The sequence below is a fragment of the uncultured Campylobacter sp. genome (assembly GCF_937959485.1).
Classification (GTDB): Bacteria; Campylobacterota; Campylobacteria; order Campylobacterales; family Campylobacteraceae; genus Campylobacter_B.
On sequence record NZ_CALGPY010000004.1, the window covers coordinates 1 to 16,793 of the forward strand.

Consider the following 16,793-nt stretch of genomic DNA (forward strand, 5'->3'; position numbering starts at 1 on the left):
CCGCTCTTTAAGCTGGCTAAGCTTGCGGCACGGGTTTCTGCGAAGGATTTGGTATTAGAATTTACGCGCGCGCTAGGAGCCGAGGAAACATCAAAGCCTAAATTTAGATAATTGCCGCTTTGATAAATTTTAGGGCTGTAGCTTAGACTTACCCCTACATTTAGCGTTGCGTGCATATTGGCTACGTTAGGAGCTATAAGGCTGCCGCTTCCTTGCTTATTGATTAGATGAATCTCGCTGCTTGGATTAATCGGACCGCTTACTCCGCTGATATAAGCCGTGATATTGTTTACGTTGCTTAGATCTGTGTTAGCGGTAGGATCGCTTAGGGTAAGCACGCTATCGCCTGCTCTAATAGAGCTAGGAAGGAAGAAATTTAACTTGTCAAAACCGCTAATATTTTTAGCGCTTAAGGAATTTACTGCCGCAGGAGAGCTATTGCTAGCTCCTATGTTAAGGGTGTTGCCGCTACCGCTTGCGCTTATTGAGCCTACATTGTGACCACTGATAAAATTTAACGTATTATTTGCGCCTGCTGCATGGATATTTCTAGCGTTAAAATTCTTATCCTCCCCCGCTTTGCCTATGTCTATGTTATTTCCGCTAAGACCGCCGGCACCAAGATACTTCTGCAGCTCATCCGCATCGAAATCCCCATTTATGCTCTCGTTAGTCTTAATAAGCTTTTGGATATAAAGTTCCTTCTCATCCTCGCTTATATGCATACCGCCTATGTTTCTGCTAAAGGTATTGGCATCTTTTATGACATAGTTTTTATTTAGCTGAGTTACGTAGCCTTTATCTTTAAAGCGCGGATCATATCCGGTAAATTTACCGCCTCCGCTTTTATAGGCAAGTGTGTATTTCTTATTATCGCCATTTGGATAGCTTGCATTGTTTAAAGCATTAAATTCGCTTGTCGAGTTTACAAATATATCGGTACCGCTTAGATCAGTATTGCCAGAACCTGTCAAGCTTAAAGCTCTTTTAGCATTTGATGAAACGTCGTTTTTAATCTCGCTAAGAGAAGCTAAGTTGAATTCTAATTTATTGAAATTTGCAAAATTCCCTGCATTTAGGCCATTGCCGGAGTTTGAAGATAGGATATTTAGGCTATTGCCCGAATTGCTAGCGTTTGCACTAGATACGCCGTATATCGTGCCTGCTACGCTACCGCTTCTGAAATTTACTACGTTGTTGCTGCCGCTAGCGGCTTCCGCTGCGTATACGTTGCCAGCAACTTGCGTGTTGCCGTTTAAATTTACAGTGTTGGAGGAGGCGGTGCCGCTAGCCTTTCCGCCGTATACGCTTCCGCCTACGTTTACCGAGTTAAGAGTTATGGTGTTGGAAATCGCGCTGTTTCCCTTGCCGCCTACCGCCATTGCTCCTACGCTGCCGTTGTTTATCGTTACGATATTGGACTTAGCTTCTCCGTTGCTAGTATTGCCTCCGTAAATGCTATTGTGGATTATCGTAGCATTCGTAGTTACGCTATTATCGTGGACGTCCCCGCCTCCGCTACTGCTATGAGTGATGCCTGCATTTACATACCCCACGTCTATTCCGCTTGCTTCGAAGGTTACGTGGTTATTATAAATTTCTTGTGGGGTAGCGGAATTTGAATACCCGCCGTCGATCTCGCCTATGCTGCTTCCGCCCTTGATCTTGGCGTAGTTATCGTGGATGCTGTTGCTTCCGTCGGTAGCGTCGTCTCTGCCCGAGCTTATGTTTTTGCCGCCTAGATTGCCTGCACCCTCTTTTACTATTACGGTGTTTCCTTTATTGCCGAATAGCTCAGTAGCGCCCGCAGCCTTGTTGGAATTTTGATTTTGCATTAGCTCACTTTGATCGAAGTTGGGATCTATCCAAGAGCGAGTTAGTGTGCCTTTCTGCATGATTAAATTCTTGCTGTTTTCGACCTCGATCGTAGTGCCGGTGATTTGATAGTGGTCTTTGTCGGTAATCGTATAAATTTGATTATCTTGCACGGTTTGTGCGGCTCTAGTGATCGTGCCGCCGCCTGAATTATGTATCAGATAGTACTTTCCTTCGCCAAGATCTGATTTTATACCCTCTATCTTTGTACCGTTTAAATTCGTATTACCATTAGTGGTTAGAGTAAGCGGCGCATCCGCTTCGATCGTGGAGTATAAATCATTGAAATTTATAGAGCCGAAATTTTTAATGTCTTTAGCTTTTTTAATGCCGCCGCCGACCCAATTTTCTATATGTAAGGTATTAGTTTTATCCGTAGGCTTATTGCTGCCGTAGATTGTACCGCTTATAGTGCCGCCTCTAAAATTTACGTTACTATTTTCGACGCTGCCGCTTGTAGCGTAGCCCGCAAAGACGTCTCCTGCTATCGTCGTTCTTTCTTTATTGATATAAACGACTGCGTTTTTGACGCTTCCTGCACGTGCGCCATAGACATTGCCGCCTACGTGCACGCCTTTGTTGGAGTCTGACGCTCCTAGAGTAACTCTATCGCCGTCCGATTCGCCTGCAATGCTGTTTGCTGCCGCGACATCGCCTTTTACTGTACCTTTTATAAGATCAACTACGCTTCGCGAGCTTGAGGCGCCGCCCAAAGAGCCTGTGACGCTGCCTACGATTGCATCGTCGTTGTTGATTTCTACGCGATTTGCACTCATTACGCTAGCGCTATTTGCTTGACCGCCTACTACTTGGTAATTTTGCGCTTTTAGTCTTGCGTTTATGGTTACGGAGTTTGCACTAGAGTTTCCACTTCCGCCCGCTGCGCCCCAAATTCTACCGTTTCCGTTTAGAGTGATAGTATTTGTGCTGCCATAATAAGGCACCGTTATATTGACGCTATTGTAGCTGCTTTTTCCCGTGGAGGATTGAGCGCCGAATATATCGAAGTTCCCTCTAAATGTGCCGCTTTTGATAGTTATTCTATTCGATACGGCATCACCGCTACCGCTTACTATGCCGCCTACGATTACGTTTGTAACGGAGCCGTTACCGATAGTGCCTCCGTCGATTGTTACGGCGTTAGAGGAGGCTTCTTTGTCCGCTCCGCTTCTGCCGCCGATGATATTATAATGTCTATTTGAGCTGCCGCCGAAGTTATCGGCATTTCCCGTAATTTCGGCGCCGTATTTCACGAAAACCTGATTTCGCGTCGCTTCGCCTTCGTTGCCCGTTTTTGACGCCGCTATGCCTTGCCCGCCTACAACCAAATTTACCTTAGAGCCGTTTTCCAAGCTCACGTAATTATCCGATACCCCCTTGGCCTCGGCGCCTATTGCGATACCCACGTAAGCGTTTGCGCCTCTAATCGTAAGTCTATTGTTGGAGGCGGAGTTTAACTCGGTAAAGCCCGAAATTCCATCGCCGCTTCCTCCGCCGTAAATCACGCTGCCAGAGTAGTCCGTCCCGCCGCTTGCAACGCCCGTAATCGTCGTAATATTGCCGTTCGGGCTGGTGCTACCGCTGCCGCTAGTATTGCCGCTAAATCCCGCCGAATAGAGGTTATTATGGGTATGGATAAGCGGCGGATTAGAATCTGCATTGCAAAGCGCTTGTGCGGGCGCTAGTGCGAGCACCGCTGCGAGGCTAAGCATAGAGGAACAGATGGATTTTTTCATATATTGATCCTTTAAAATTCATAAAGTTTGCGATTATACATAAAAATAGATCAGTTTGCAATATGAAAATCACTGATCGGTTTTTAAAAGAGGGGGGGCTTCATTTGTAATTTTAAGTAATAAAAATTCACTCTTTGTGCAGAATAAATTCCTGGCTATGAAATTTAATCCTTTTTTTGGGGGGGGCATTTTGAGCGGATTGCAAGTGGTAAAAAATCCTAGCAAGAGGATTTTTAGTAAAATTTGAAATAATAAAAATCTGAGCTAAATTTATTTTAGCAATTTCAAGCTGCCATGGAATTTATGCAGGGTAAATTTTTAAACGAGCGGAATTTTTTATAAATGCCGTTTCGCCCGCGAAAAAGCTTTTTTGAAAAATTTAAACAAGCAATATTGCGCGATAAATTTTATGTGATCCATGGCTGCAAGAGCTAAAGCATAGCAAGCAGGAGATAAAATTTACGAGATAAATCTTGCGTGATAAATTTTAAAATAAGCCGCAAATCCTACAAGAAGCTGTAAATTCCATCTAGCAAGAAATATCTTTTATCCGCAGCGCCGTGATAAAATGGATTAAAAGTTCCCTCGTATGCCTTTTCAAAAAAGCCTTCTTTGCTTAGCTTTATAAGCTCTGCATTGACGAAATCCAGTAGCTCTTTATTGCCCTTCTGCACGCCAATACCCATGAAATCGGGCTTGCCTAGAGTTTTAAGCGGTACTTCTACCTCGCTATCGACTACTGGATATGCCATTGCGATGAGATTATCGGTCGCGTAGGCGTCCACGTCGCCGTCTTTTAGCATGCGGTAGCACTCTCTAGCGATCTTGCAAAATGTAAAATTTCCAAAGCCTTCTTGTTTAAAAAATGCCTCGCCCGTACCGCCGCTTTCGAGTAAAATTCTCTTCTCTTTCAGATCGGCTAAGGATTTTATTCTATCGGCCTTGCGGGTTAAAACTCCAAGATTTACCGAAAAATACGGTGTTGAAAAATCGATCTGCTGCGCACGTTCAGGCGTAATGGTAATCGTAGCGATGACGATATCTACGCGGTTGTTTACTAATGCTGGAATTCTATCCTCGACCTTCATCGGCACAAGTTCGATTCTGCCGCCTTTTTCGCCGAAAAGATCATTTGCTATGGCCTGTGCCATCGTAACTTCAAAGCCCTCGAAAGTTCCATCGTTTAGCTCGCTAAAAGGAGGCTGTCCGTCGTAAACGCCGATGCGAACGACGCCTTTTGATCTTATCTGTTCCAGACTATCGGCAAAAGCAACGATAAATGGTAGCAACATTGCAAGAAGCAATTTCATGGCAAATCCTTAAATTTAATATCTCTTCCGCTTTCAAACGAAGCGGGAAATTTTATTTACTAAAATTCTAAAAGCTGGACTTAAAAATTTAAAGCAAGCTCTTAGAGCATATTATAAATTCCATCTAGCAGAAAATATTTCTTATCCGCCGTACCGCGATAGAATGGATCAAAGCTCTGCTCGTAGGCTTTTTTGAAAAAGCCCTCTTTGCTCAGCTTGATGAGCTCTGCATTGACGAAATCAAGTAGTTCTTTGTTATCTTTCTGCACGCCGATGCCGATGAAATCGCTAGGACCTAGGTTTTTAAACGGCACTTCCAAAGTATCATCGATGACGGAATATGCAAGCACGATGAGATTGTCGTTTATATAGCCGTCCGCATCGCCATTTCGAATCATTTCGTAACATTCCTTAGCCGAAGCGCAATGGCCTAAATTTTTAAATCCCTTGGTTTTGAAAAATTTCTCTGCTACTGTCGCGTCGCCTTCGAATACGATCTTTTTATCATGAAGCTGCGCGATATCGGTAAAAGCGTCGGCTTTGCGCGTTAATACGCCTAAATTTACGGAGAGGTATGGGAGGGAGAAATCGATCTTTCTTTTTCGTTCGTTGGTGATGCTAAATAGACCGATAACCAAATCAAGCTTATTTGCCTCTAAAAATGGAATTCTATCGTTTACGCTTAGTGGGATGAACTCGATTTTGCCCTCTTTTTTGCCGAAAATTTCTTTAGCAATAGCGTTTGCAAGATCGATCTCAAATCCTTCAAATTTGCCGCCGCTAGACTCGCAAAGCGGCGGATGAGCATCGCGCACTCCGATGCGAATGACGCCGTTTTGTCTGATTTGATCTAGGCTATCGGCAAAAAGCGCCGCACAAAGTAAAAATATAGCGATAAATACCCTCATTCCCTATCCTTTATCGTTAAATCTCAACGTTATTCTAGCGAAAATAAGGCAAAAAGAACTAAAATTTTATGAAAAATTGAATTTATTTTTTGAAAACTGAGTGATTGAATGAGATTTTAAAAGATTTTTTGAAATTTAGCGGGTTTTGTACTAAACCCGCTAAGTGTTTATAAAAGGCTGTAAATTCCATCTAGCAAGAAATATTTTTTATCCACCGCCTTTTTGTAAAACGGCTCGAAAGTTTCGTTGTATGCTCTTTCAAAAAAGCCCTCTTTGCTTAGCTTGATTAGCTCAGCATTCACCAGTTCTAACAGCTCTTTGTTGCCCTTCGAAACGCCCACGCCGATAAATTCTGTAGGTCCCAGCGTCTTAAAAGGCACGTCCATCGTCTTATCCATGATCTCGTAAGCAAGCACTATTATATTATCGTTTACGTAGGCGTCGGCTTGGCCGTTCTTTACCATCTCGTAGCACTCCTTTGTAGTAGCGCAGCGCATTAGATTGTCGAATTTTTCCTTTTTAAGATACATCTCCGGAGCCGTTGCATTGCCCTCTACTAAAATTTTCATATCTCTAAGTTGCGAAATATCGCTGATCGTATCCGCTTTGCGGGTCAGCACGCCGAAATTTACGGAAAGATAGGGGATCGAGAAGTCGACGTGCTTACTGCGCTCGGGCGTGATGATGAAGGTTCCGATAACTAGATCGACTTTGTTATTCACCAAAAAGGGTATGCGTTCGCCTGCCGCAACTGGGATAAATTCTATCTTGCCGCGCCCTTCACCAAATACGCTTTTACTAAGCGCTCTTGCTAACGAAATTTCAAACCCCTCGAATTCGCCGTTCTTGGATTGACTAAGCGGCGGGCGACCCTCTCTTACGCCGATTCTGATCGTACCGCTTTGTTTAATGCCCTCAAGGCTATTTGCAAAAAGCCCCGCACAAAACAAAAATAATGCAAAAAACAACTTCATTTTTTGCTCCTTTTCTTTGAAATTTATATAATGATATCAAAATAAAACTGTTATTTGTGCTAATAGTTTTCAAATAGCAATTGCTTAAATGTGTGTTTATGCGCATTCTCTCGCAGTAATTGGAATTTAGATAGTAAATTTATGGTTTTTCGCCAACTTCTACGATTTTGCTTAGCACGTATTGTTCTAGCTCGCGTCTAGGCACGTCGTTTTTGAGCGCTTCGTTGTAGATATTTTCGACTATGCGGCTGTATTTTTCGTAAGGAAAGTAGAGGAAATGGTTCGCCCACGCGCGTTTGATGAGCTCATGCGTTAGCTTTTTTCTAGCCCACGCTTTGAAGCAATCAAAGCCGATAAAAACCGCCGACGTCGTCATAATCGTAAATAAAATGGAGAAGTGAAAGTCGATCTTTTCGAACATCGCGTGCGTCAGCGTTATCAAAAACATTACGCAGATGAATGCGAAGCAGGCGAAGATCACGTAGGATTTGCCGTAGTTAAATTTAAAATTTAGCTTCGAAGGATCGACGAGCATTCCGTCGTTAAACTCGGCGTTGGCTTCGAGCAGATCGCGGAAAAGCACGGGTTTATGCGATACATGAAACATAATTTCTAAAAGCTTATCTTTAAAATTTGATTTATCCATCGGGTTTCCTTCGATTTTTGCGGCATTATATCTTAAATTAAATTGTTATAAGATAAAATGGTGCGAAATTTCAAGGAGCGATTATGTTTGAAATCAGCGGAATGAGTGGCGACGAGATAGTTTATATTAACGGCAAATTTTGCAAGGTCAAAGAGGCCGCGATAAGCCCTTTTGATCGCGGTTTTGTGCTCGGAGACGGCATCTATGAAGTAGCGCCCGTGGTAAATTCTAAAATTTGCGACAGAGCGGATTTTTGGGAGCGCTTTGAGCGCAGCGCCGCGCAGATCGAGCTAAAAATTCCATATTCTCGCGAAAAATATGAGAAAATTTTATATGAGCTCATCGCGCGTAACGGCGTGAGCGAAGGCGCTTTCTACACCCAGATCACAAGAGGTGCGGCGATGCGGGATTTTGATTACGTCCGCGGCATAGAACCTAGCGTCTTCGCCTTCGTCTATAGCACGCAAATTTTTGATAATCCGCTCGCAAAAGAGGGGATCGAGATCGTAAGCCTGCCCGAGATTCGCTGGCATAGGCGCGATATAAAATCGATCTCGCTTTTAGCTCAGTGCATCTTAAAGCACGAGGCCCACAAGGCGGGCGCTTATGAGTGCTTTTTGATCGAGGACGGGCTAGTTACCGAGTGTTCGAGCTCCAGCGCGTTTATCATTAAAGATGACGTTCTGATCACGCGGCCGCTTTCAAACGACATACTGCCCGGCATCCGCCGCAAGGTGATCTTGGGCCTTGCTGAGCAGGCGGGGCTTAGCGTGCAGCAGCGGGCGTTTGGAATGAGCGAGGTTTATGAAGCCGATGAAGCCTTTATAAGCGCGGCGACGCTGATGGTGCTGCCGATCGTAAAAGCTGACGGCAGGCAGGTCGGCGGCGGTGCGGTCGGCAAATACGTACCGCGCCTGCGCGAGATGTATGCCGCGCGGCTAAGAGCCGAAGCGGGACTGTAATAGGGCGGTCAAATTTAGCCCGTTAAATTTAAATTATGCGGGCTGATTAAATTTTGCTTTCTAGCTCCCCGGTTATGTGACCCAGCTCGCTTACTAATTCTAAAATTTCAGACAGTTCGTATTGATGAGCATACGCTGTTCCGGTTGTCGGAGGTATGCTAAATAGCTCTGTTTCAAAGTGGTTCGGCGCGCCGTTTAGAAATAGGTAAAATTTATTATCCATAAACGCCGCGCTTATGCTAAATTTATGGTAGTATCGCTTTAGCTCGTTTAGTCGCTCCATCAGCGCAGGCGTCAATAGATATCGAGCTTCGACCTTGTCATCAGCAAACACGCGAAATTCGCTATTAAAAATGACGTTGTCCATTAGCTCCTTCTCGCCTAAAATTTTTGTATTTAGCTCGCGGCTCGCCAAGATGGTTTTAGTGTAAAATCTCTTGCCGAATTCGCATATCAGCACGCTGCCGTTAAAATCCATATACGCATCATATAAGCTCATCGCAAGCGAAGCTAGCTTCACATAGGTATTGTCTATGCCCAGATCGTAGTTCTTTTTGATTCTAATCGCCTCGCTGAGGCTAAATTTTACCCCATCTCATTCGCCTTTTATCTCATCTTCGCTGATAAAATCGGAGTTTGCAAAGATTCCCGCTCGCCTAAATTCCTTCGCGCTTATGCCACGTCCTGGCGAATAAGTAAGCTGCGGATACGCCTGCGAGATCGCCGTGCGCACCAAAACTTTTTTGTAAAATAGTTTATATTCATAAGCGGCGTCCGCAATGCCGTCGTAAATGCAAGCAACATAAATAATCAAAAGCACCGCATAGATAAGATAGACTTCGATCATTTTGTAATCCGTATCATCGTCTGTTTTAAATACCGCATCGATCGCAAACATTACGATAAACGGAAACAGATACAAAAATGCTATCTTGGCATAGATCATCACTACCTTGCAAATACACTTTTTTTGTTTGGCTCTACTTAGCGCTATTGCCCTGTCTAGTTGCATACGTTTCCTTAAATTTTTTGATCCGAAATTTTATAAAATTCATTCTCTTGATAAAATTTCACCACGGCTTCATTCGCGCTTGCGTTGCGCTGCAAATACCGCAGCAACGGCTCTGCGCGCGTATATATCACCCCGAGCCCCGCAAGGCTAGTCGCGCGCGAAAGCGCCACGTAGAGTTGCCCCTTGGCAAAGATCCTGTCGATGTCGCAGATGAGCTGCGGGATGCTCATGCCTTGGGATTTGTGGATCGTGATAGCATATGCGAGCTTGAGCGGGAACTGATAATACCGCGCCAGCACGATCTGCTCGGCATCCGTGCCGCTCGCGGCGATCTCGCTTAGTTCGTATGTTTGCAGCCCCACGCGGCTTAGCATACCCGAGGGCTTTTTTACGACCACGCTTTCGATCTCGTCGCCGGAGCTTTTTTCGATCTTTTCGACGACACCTTGCTCGCCGTTAAAAAACTCGCCGCTTTTGTTTGCGGTAAACAGCACCTTTGCGCCCTCTTTCAGCGTCAGACTTTGCGGCGTATTTAGAGAGGCGATCCATTTTTGAATTTTTTGCTCGCTCACGCCGCTTTGCAGCGCTTCATAAACGCCCTCGAAGCTGCTTTGCGGCGCATTAAGCTTGGCTAGTCTGGCGCTATTTATCGCATCTACTTCGGCGTTTCTGCCCGAGATTATCGTGGCATCTGGTTCTGCTCGCGCGGCATCGATGATCAAAGATCGCATCAGCTCCGCCGTCTGCTCGCTTGGGGTGCCGAGCCGCAGCTCGCAAAGCAGGCGGTATAGCGCCGCATCTGCGGTGCGCTTGGAGCCTATCATCTCGACGTAAAAAAACTCGCACTGCCTCCACGCGTACGAGCCGAAAGCGTAATCCGAGTCGCTAAATAGGCTCGCGCGCGGCGCGCTCTCGCCCTCTTTGCGCACCGGCGGAAGCTGATAAAAATCGCCCGTAACGAGCAGTCGCCCGTTAAATTTAGAGTTTGAAATTCTAAGATAGATCATCTCGAAAAGCTCGGCGCCGATCATCGAAATTTCATCGATCACGATGAGATCAGCGAGGGCTAAAATTTTTCGCAGCTCGCTTAACTTGCCGCTTTGTTTGCGATCGAAGCTTTTTAACTCCTCGTGGTTTTTGCAAATGCCGAAGCGAAAGAAGCTATGCACGGTCACGCCGCCGATCTCTACGGCGCTGATGCCGGTGCTGCCGAGTACGATGACGAGCTTGCCGCGGGCGCGGTAATCCTCGATGAGCTCTTTTATTACGTAGCTTTTGCCCACGCCTGCGCCGCCCGTGATGAAAATATTGCGATCTTTTAGCTTTTGGATGATGAAATTTATCAAGTTTTTTCCTATTTTTTGGCAAAATTATAGCCAAAATTTTTTAAAAGGCATTTTGTTTGAAACGATTAGTATCTCTTATCTTCGCGGCTTTAATCCTTGTAGGTTGCGGTAAAACCGTCCATAAGTTTATCCCGGAAAATCCCGCTGTTTTGGATCTCGAATACGCTCAAAACAGCGAGCGGCTGCCGGCTCCTGCGTCGGTGCAAAACATAAGCGGAAAAGCGTTTAAGAGCCGCTATTTTAAAATTTGGTTTGACGATGCGCCCGTGAAGGCGGGAATAGATACTTTTTGGGGGCTTAATTACGCCAAGGGGCGCCACTTTGACGCCGCAGGCAGGATATACGACGATGCGATCTATCAAAGCATTCGTATAAACGCGAACGAAGAGGCGTTCGGGCTGATCTCCGCGCCCGCTATAACGGTAAAAAACGCGCTACTGCGAAATATCCCAAGCGACTTGCCGATTTTCGGCGATCCGAGCGAGCCGGGGGAGGGCGAGCCGTTTGATTACGCCGCAAATTCCGCCGTGAGCGTGGGCTATCCGCTGCTGCTGTCGCATTACAGCAGAGACGGCGCGTGGGCGTTCGTGCGCAACGACGGCGTATGGGGCTGGATAAAAAGCGACGCGATAAAGCGCATCAGTCCTCAGCAGGCAGATATTTACGCAAATTCTAAATTTATAACGATCCTGCGCGAGGGCGCAGCTGTCTATGACGGAAGCGGCGCGGAGCTTTTTAAGGCGCGCACCGGCACGATCCTGCCGTATGATTTTAGCGGCGAACGCGATCTTGGCGGTACGCTCGGCGTGCGGAACGTATTTAGCGGCGAAATTTTAACCCAGTTTGGCGCCAAGAGATATTTCGTTAGCGCGGAGGATGCGAGGCTTTGGCCCGCGCCGCTTGATGAGCAGAACTCAAAGATCGTAGCCGCTAGCCTGCTCGGGCAGAAATACGGCTGGGGCGGGTATAAATTTCTTCGCGATTGCTCGCTTTTGACGAAAGATTTTTTGGCGAATTTCGGGCTGTGGCTGCCGCGAAATTCCAAGGCGCAATCGGGCCGCGGCGAGCGTTTTTCGCTGGCGGGGATGAGCGCGGATAAAAAGCTCGAGCTCATCGGCAAAAACGGCGTGGCGTATAAAACCCTGCTGTATATGCCGGGCCACGTGATGCTCTACGTAGGGCAGGTGGACGGCAAGCCTGCAGTGCTGCACGATATCTGGGGGCTTCACACGGTGGGAGGCGGGCGCGCGGTCATCGGACGCACGGCGATTACGTCGCTTACTATCGGTTCGGATCGCGCGGACATCGCCGAGGATCGCCTGCTGATCTCGCGTATCAGCGCGATGAGCGTGCTCTCGGGCGAGGATGACGCTATCTCGGACGATCGGTTCGCTCCTGAGGATCCGAGCACTCTGTCTGCGTATGCGAGCGGAAATTAGGCTGCTTGCGGGTATGGGCGTGAATTGGACTTCGCTTAGCAGCTGCCGTCATAGTTTGCTTTTGCCGTTGGTGGAGTCGCGCGCTTGACGATGCTGCGGTGCACGCAGGCTAAATTTAAAATGGCGTTTTAAGTGCTGCGCCATTTTAAATTTAGCCTAGGCGGCGAGCAAATTTAAAATTTCGGGCTTTAAATTTAGTTCTAAATTTAAGCCTCAGCTCTTGCAGTCCTTAAAATTTCGGGCAAAATTTTAAAATTAGCCCGCAAGTCTAGTTAAAATTTTAAAGCGTTATCTAAATTTACGCTCCTGCTTTAAAGCTCAATCGCGCGTTGCTCCCCTTAAAAGAACAAAAAATATCTCGGCGTTTTGCGTTTATACTTTAAATATTCCTGTCCATAGGCTTGCTCGCAGTAGCGCTCCTCGCCGAGGACCACGAGATGGTTGTATATGGCAAAGGGCACTATCACTATGAGTAGCCACAGCGACGCCGAGGCGATACAAACGCCCGCCATGCCGAGGAAATAAAAGAAATACATCGGATTGCGCGATAGGCGGTAGATGCCGCCTTGTGCGGCTCTGTCCGCAGGAGCCGCCGCATAGTCGTAAAACGCCTTGATGAAGTCCGCAAAAGCCGCTACGTAGATTACCGCTCCGATCCAAAACCACGCGCTGCCCGTCTTAAGCGGCACGAATACTGACAAAATAAGCAGTGCTACTTGCAGCAGCGAGCTTATGATCGCATTTCGCTTGTCCGCGAGCGCGTACCACGAGGTATCGGTGGCGCGTTTGCCGACCTCCTTGTAGATAAACATATACGCGAATTGTATCAGCACCATCGCAAATGAGGGTATCCAAGCACCCGCTAGAGCAGGCTTAAGCGTCGTAAAAAATGAAATTTCCATGACCGCTTCCTTTGCTTTAAATTTTATCTTGCAGCTTTGTTTTGCCCTTTTTCGCTCGCCGCTTTACTTTACCTTTTTAGCTTGCCGCGGGTTTAAATTTTACTTCGCCTCGCACCGCCCGTTTTAGCGTGCTGCGGCTATGTTTGCTCGGCACGCCGCGCGTTAGGGATGCCGCTTCGGTAAGGCAATACGATAGTGACGCCGCTCATTCGGGTATCGACGCGCCGAGCACCGATGGGATCTGCACTTTATGCGGGCGGCATCCGCACTTCAACGCGCCAAAAATGCGATAGTGCCGCTTATTTTGACGATACGACGCCGCTCGCCAGTATGACTAGACGATTTGTATATCTGGTGTCGAGATAGGACAGGCAGTCTGCTCGGCACCGATGTGCGTCGCACGATGAAACATTCTGTACCGATGTACTCGCTGCCTACTACACGATGAAACTGTTCGGCACGGGTTGCCTGCTAGGTGCGGCGCCGACGTCGTTGCTTCGGTGCCGCGCGTTATTTACCCTCCGGGCTAAGTCCTTTTAAAATATAGCCAAATTCCGCGTCGCTTAGCTCGTAATTCATAAATTTTTTATAAAACGCCTTCGTTTCGGCCTTTATGTCGATATCCGCAAAAAGCTCCGGCTGGATGGTTTTCGCCGCCCATAAAATTTGAAGCACCGTATCCGCGCCGTATCGATCCCAGTTGAAAACCCCGCGCGGATTGCCGTAAACGCGCCCGTTTTTGACCGCATCCGTGCCGCTGTAGATCGGGCTGGATTTGATCTGAGCTACCGCATCTTCGTTGTGATCGCCGCCCACGATTATGATCTGCGGGTTGCTAGCGATGATCTCCTCGGCAGTGATGGTTTTCATCGGGCCTTTTGTGGCGGTGATCGCATTCGTTCCACCGGCTAGCTCTATCCACGAGTCGATCAGCGTGCCCTTGCCGTCGATCTTTAAAAGATCGGTTCCGCCTACGATGTGAAGGACGCGCGGGCGCTTATCGGGACTTAAATTTGCGGTGCGGCCGCTAACCAAAGCGATATTTTTATCGAGATTTGCGATCAGATCCTTCGCTCTTTGCGGCGCGTCGCCGCCTAGCATATCGCCGCACATCCTGATGCTTCGCCTCATCTGCTCGTAATCGCTAAAGCTCGCCTTTAAAACGGTAAAGCCCTGCTTAGCTAAATTTTCGCCTGCCAGTGCGGTTGAGACGATGACTACGTCGGGGTTACGGCTCATTAGTTCCTCTAAATTTACGTCGTTATTTTTTAGCAGTACTGGGATCTGCGCTAGGCGCGGATAAATTTTAAGAAACCATGCGTTTTTGCTGATGTTATCGGTGGTAGCGACGATCTTGTCCGCTCCTCCTAGGGCCAGTAAAATTTGATTGTTCGAGTGCCAGAGCGCCGCGATGCGCTCAACTTTTGCGGGGATTTTAACCTCAGCTCCGTCCATATCCTTGATAGTTCTAAGCTCTGCTGCGCTCGCAAAAAGCGCGCCCGCTAAAAGCAGTAGTAAAAATTTTTTCATTTTTTCTCCTAAAAGGTATTGAAATATACGCTGCGATATTACATAAAATCTCATTAAAATTGCGTAAATTTTAACCGCTGTCGCCGCGATTATTTATTATTTTTCAAAGTAAATTTTTATATAATCCATTTTAAATTTAGCATTTTTAAAGGAGAGAAAATGGATGAAATTTTGTATTTAATAGGCGCCGCCGCCGGGGTTTTAATCGCGCTTTTTATCATCGTGCCTCTGTTTTTCAGGCGTATAGTGGAGACGAACGAAGTGCATATCGTCCAAAGCGCACGCAAGACGACGAGCTACGGCAAAGATACCGGCAACGGCAACAGCTACTATGAATTCCCAAGCTGGGTGCCGGTGCTGGGCGTTACGAAGATCGTTTTGCCGGTCTCTGTTTTTAGTATCAAGATCGAGGATTACGAGGCGTATGATCTAGGCAGGCTTCCTTTCGTCGTCGATATCACGGCGTTTTTTAGGATTATGGATTCAAATTTAGCCGCGCAACGCGTTAATAATTTTGAGGATCTTAACAATCAGCTTAGAAATATCATTCAAGGCTCGATCCGTTCGATCCTTTCGAGCCGTGTACTTGAGGATATTTTGCAGATCCGCTCCGAGCTCGGAGATGATTTTACCAAGGCGGTAAAGACGCAGCTGCAAAACTGGGGTATCGAGCCCGTTAAAAACATCGAGCTGATGGATATCCGAGATAGCAGCGGCAGCAAGGTCATCTTAAACATCATGGAGAAGAAAAAATCCCAGATCGAAAAGGAAAGCCGCGTCGAGGTCGCAAACAACACCAAGCTCGCTCAAATCGCCGAGATCGAAGCCGCGCAGGCAACCGAAGTGCGCCAGCAGGAGGCCAATAAGATGGTGGGCCTTAAGACCGTCGAAAACGAGCGCGAAGTCGCAATCTCAAAAGAGCAGGCCGAGCAGCTCATCAAGGATCAGCAAAAGATCACGCAGGAAAAGGCGATGGAGGTCGTGCGGGTAAACGACGTCAAGCAGGCCGAGATCAAAAAGCAAGTGGAGATCGTAAAAGCCGAGCAGGAGCAGCGCAAGATCGAGATCGACGCCGAAGCGCGTAAAAACGCCAAAATCCGCGACGCCGAAGCGATCAAGGAAAATCAAATTTTAGTAGCGCAGGGCGATAAAGAGAAGCAGTTTCTCGCCGCCGCGGCGCTTTTGGAGATGAAGGATAAAGAAGCACAAGGTACGCTAAAGATAGGCTCTGCCGAGGCCGAGGCGCTTAGGTTAAAAGAGCTCGCGCCGGTAAACGCACAGATCGAGTTGGCACGCGAGATCGGCGAAAATCAGGGCTATCAGACCTATCTCATTTCGATCAAACAGATCGAAGCGAACCGCGACATCGGCCTAGAGCAGGCCAAGGCGCTAAGCGCGGCGGATCTTAAGATCATCGCGAACGAAGGCAGCGTGGGCGAGGGGATGAGCAAATTCGGCGAAATTTTAAGCGCCAAGGGCGGCACGCAGCTAGCCGCGATGCTTGAAGCGCTAAATCAAAGCGAGGTCGGCAAAAAGGTGCTGGATAAAATTTCAGGCGCCAAGGAGGGGGATAAATCCGAGTAATATTCGCACCGAGTAATGTTCGCAACATCTCGGGCGAGTAAAATTTTAAATTTATACGCTAACGGCGTTGCAGGGGCGAGTAAATTTGAGTGATCTGCTTGTTCTGGCAGTTTACCTGCCTACGTCGGATAAAATTTAAGACGCTAGAGGAATTTTAAAGGTTGTAAATTCTAAATACTCGCAGAATTTAGAATTTCGCTGGAATTTAAAATGCCGTGAAATTTTAAAATGCCGCGGAATTTTAAATATCGTGAAATTTAAACGCCTCGAAATTTTAAATGCTAGTAAAATTTTAAGCCTTCCGTGCGTAGCGTTTGGAAACGGTGCGGTATCGCAAGTATTCGTAGAGCGCCGAAACTGCGGGTAAATTTTAAAAAAATTCGCAAAGCAAGATTTAAAATTTAGGCGCGGGTGCATAGCGTTCACGCGAATTACACTTAGTAGTTGTAGGTTTGCCGCCAATGCTTGAGCTCTGCCGTTTATCGGTCAAATTTTGCCGCCCTGCGAGGCAAAATTGATTCGATTCGCATGAAACTCAAGAAGCGCGAGCCGTTTGAGGCAGCGCAAAA

13 protein-coding genes are annotated in these 16,793 nt (G+C 47.0%); 3 read left to right on the forward strand and 10 right to left on the reverse strand.

Annotation, left to right across the window (positions count from 1 at the left end):
* From Q0380_RS00715 to Q0380_RS00735, 5 genes are all read right to left on the reverse strand, one after another.
* Positions 1–3,611 (reverse strand): hypothetical protein (locus Q0380_RS00715; protein WP_298958907.1); only part of this gene is annotated, 3,611 nt, incomplete at its 3' end.
* Between the two features lie 506 nt (positions 3,612–4,117).
* Positions 4,118–4,921 carry a transporter substrate-binding domain-containing protein gene (locus Q0380_RS00720; RefSeq protein WP_291936842.1) on the reverse strand — a complete coding sequence of 268 codons (804 nt, stop codon included), beginning with the start codon at positions 4,919–4,921 and terminating at the stop codon, positions 4,118–4,120.
* A 101-nt stretch (positions 4,922–5,022) separates the two neighbouring features.
* Positions 5,023–5,829 carry a transporter substrate-binding domain-containing protein gene (locus tag Q0380_RS00725; RefSeq protein WP_298958909.1) on the reverse strand — a complete coding sequence of 269 codons (807 nt, stop codon included), beginning with the start codon at positions 5,827–5,829 and terminating at the stop codon, positions 5,023–5,025.
* Positions 5,830–5,996: 167 nt separating this feature from the next.
* Positions 5,997–6,803 (reverse strand): transporter substrate-binding domain-containing protein, encoded by an 807-nt coding sequence (locus Q0380_RS00730; protein ID WP_298958912.1) that lies wholly within the window; start codon positions 6,801–6,803, stop codon positions 5,997–5,999.
* Positions 6,804–6,942: 139 nt separating this feature from the next.
* Positions 6,943–7,449 carry a hypothetical protein gene (locus tag Q0380_RS00735; protein WP_298958915.1) on the reverse strand — a complete coding sequence of 169 codons (507 nt, stop codon included), beginning with the start codon at positions 7,447–7,449 and terminating at the stop codon, positions 6,943–6,945.
* 83 nt (positions 7,450–7,532) lie between these two features.
* Here Q0380_RS00735 and Q0380_RS00740 point away from each other — a divergent pair, with 83 nt between their 5' ends.
* Entirely contained in the window at positions 7,533–8,411 is an 879-nt protein-coding gene (locus Q0380_RS00740) for an aminotransferase class IV (protein ID WP_298958917.1), read from the forward strand.
* 46 nt (positions 8,412–8,457) lie between these two features.
* Here Q0380_RS00740 and Q0380_RS00745 read toward each other — a convergent pair whose 3' ends face one another.
* The 3 genes from Q0380_RS00745 to Q0380_RS00755 form a co-directional block, all read right to left on the reverse strand.
* Positions 8,458–8,931 (reverse strand): DUF3137 domain-containing protein, encoded by a 474-nt coding sequence (locus tag Q0380_RS00745; protein WP_298958920.1) that lies wholly within the window; start codon positions 8,929–8,931, stop codon positions 8,458–8,460.
* A 75-nt stretch (positions 8,932–9,006) separates the two neighbouring features.
* A complete protein-coding gene (locus Q0380_RS00750) occupies positions 9,007–9,423 on the reverse strand; it encodes a hypothetical protein (RefSeq protein WP_298958923.1) in 417 nt (138 codons plus the stop codon).
* Positions 9,424–9,431: 8 nt separating this feature from the next.
* On the reverse strand, positions 9,432–10,769 hold the full coding sequence (locus Q0380_RS00755; RefSeq protein ID WP_298958926.1) for an AAA family ATPase: 1,338 nt from the start codon (positions 10,767–10,769) through the stop codon (positions 9,432–9,434).
* 56 nt (positions 10,770–10,825) lie between these two features.
* On the opposite strand from Q0380_RS00755, the gene Q0380_RS00760 reads away from it, so the two are divergent.
* The gene (locus Q0380_RS00760; RefSeq protein WP_298958929.1) at positions 10,826–12,208 is read left to right on the forward strand and encodes an SH3 domain-containing C40 family peptidase; all 1,383 of its coding nucleotides are present in this window, start codon (positions 10,826–10,828) and stop codon (positions 12,206–12,208) included.
* Positions 12,209–12,546: 338 nt separating this feature from the next.
* Here the strand turns inward: Q0380_RS00760 and Q0380_RS00765 are convergent, their stop codons facing one another.
* Together Q0380_RS00765 and Q0380_RS00770 are read right to left on the reverse strand one after the other, a co-directional pair.
* Positions 12,547–13,110, reverse strand: coding sequence for an isoprenylcysteine carboxylmethyltransferase family protein (locus tag Q0380_RS00765; RefSeq protein WP_298958932.1), 564 nt, complete (start codon positions 13,108–13,110; stop codon positions 12,547–12,549).
* Positions 13,111–13,620: 510 nt separating this feature from the next.
* Complete coding sequence (locus Q0380_RS00770; protein WP_298958935.1) at positions 13,621–14,640, reverse strand: ABC transporter substrate-binding protein; 1,020 nt, start codon at positions 14,638–14,640, stop codon at positions 13,621–13,623.
* 159 nt (positions 14,641–14,799) lie between these two features.
* Here Q0380_RS00770 and Q0380_RS00775 point away from each other — a divergent pair, with 159 nt between their 5' ends.
* The gene (locus tag Q0380_RS00775) at positions 14,800–16,224 is read left to right on the forward strand and encodes an SPFH domain-containing protein (RefSeq protein WP_298958938.1); all 1,425 of its coding nucleotides are present in this window, start codon (positions 14,800–14,802) and stop codon (positions 16,222–16,224) included.
* Positions 16,225–16,793 lie beyond the last annotated feature (569 nt).

Coding starts and splice junctions, on each gene's coding strand:
- Q0380_RS00720 (WP_291936842.1), bottom strand. CDS start 4,921: ATGAAATTGCTTCTTGCAATGTTGCTACCATTTATCGTTGCTTTTGCC.
- Q0380_RS00765 (WP_298958932.1), bottom strand. CDS start 13,110: ATGGAAATTTCATTTTTTACGACGCTTAAGCCTGCTCTAGCGGGTGCT.
- Q0380_RS00725 (WP_298958909.1), bottom strand. CDS start 5,829: ATGAGGGTATTTATCGCTATATTTTTACTTTGTGCGGCGCTTTTTGCC.
- Q0380_RS00730 (WP_298958912.1), bottom strand. CDS start 6,803: ATGAAGTTGTTTTTTGCATTATTTTTGTTTTGTGCGGGGCTTTTTGCA.
- Q0380_RS00740 (WP_298958917.1), top strand. CDS start 7,533: ATGTTTGAAATCAGCGGAATGAGTGGCGACGAGATAGTTTATATTAAC.
- Q0380_RS00735 (WP_298958915.1), bottom strand. CDS start 7,449: ATGGATAAATCAAATTTTAAAGATAAGCTTTTAGAAATTATGTTTCAT.
- Q0380_RS00775 (WP_298958938.1), top strand. CDS start 14,800: ATGGATGAAATTTTGTATTTAATAGGCGCCGCCGCCGGGGTTTTAATC.
- Q0380_RS00750 (WP_298958923.1), bottom strand. CDS start 9,423: ATGCAACTAGACAGGGCAATAGCGCTAAGTAGAGCCAAACAAAAAAAG.
- Q0380_RS00770 (WP_298958935.1), bottom strand. CDS start 14,640: ATGAAAAAATTTTTACTACTGCTTTTAGCGGGCGCGCTTTTTGCGAGC.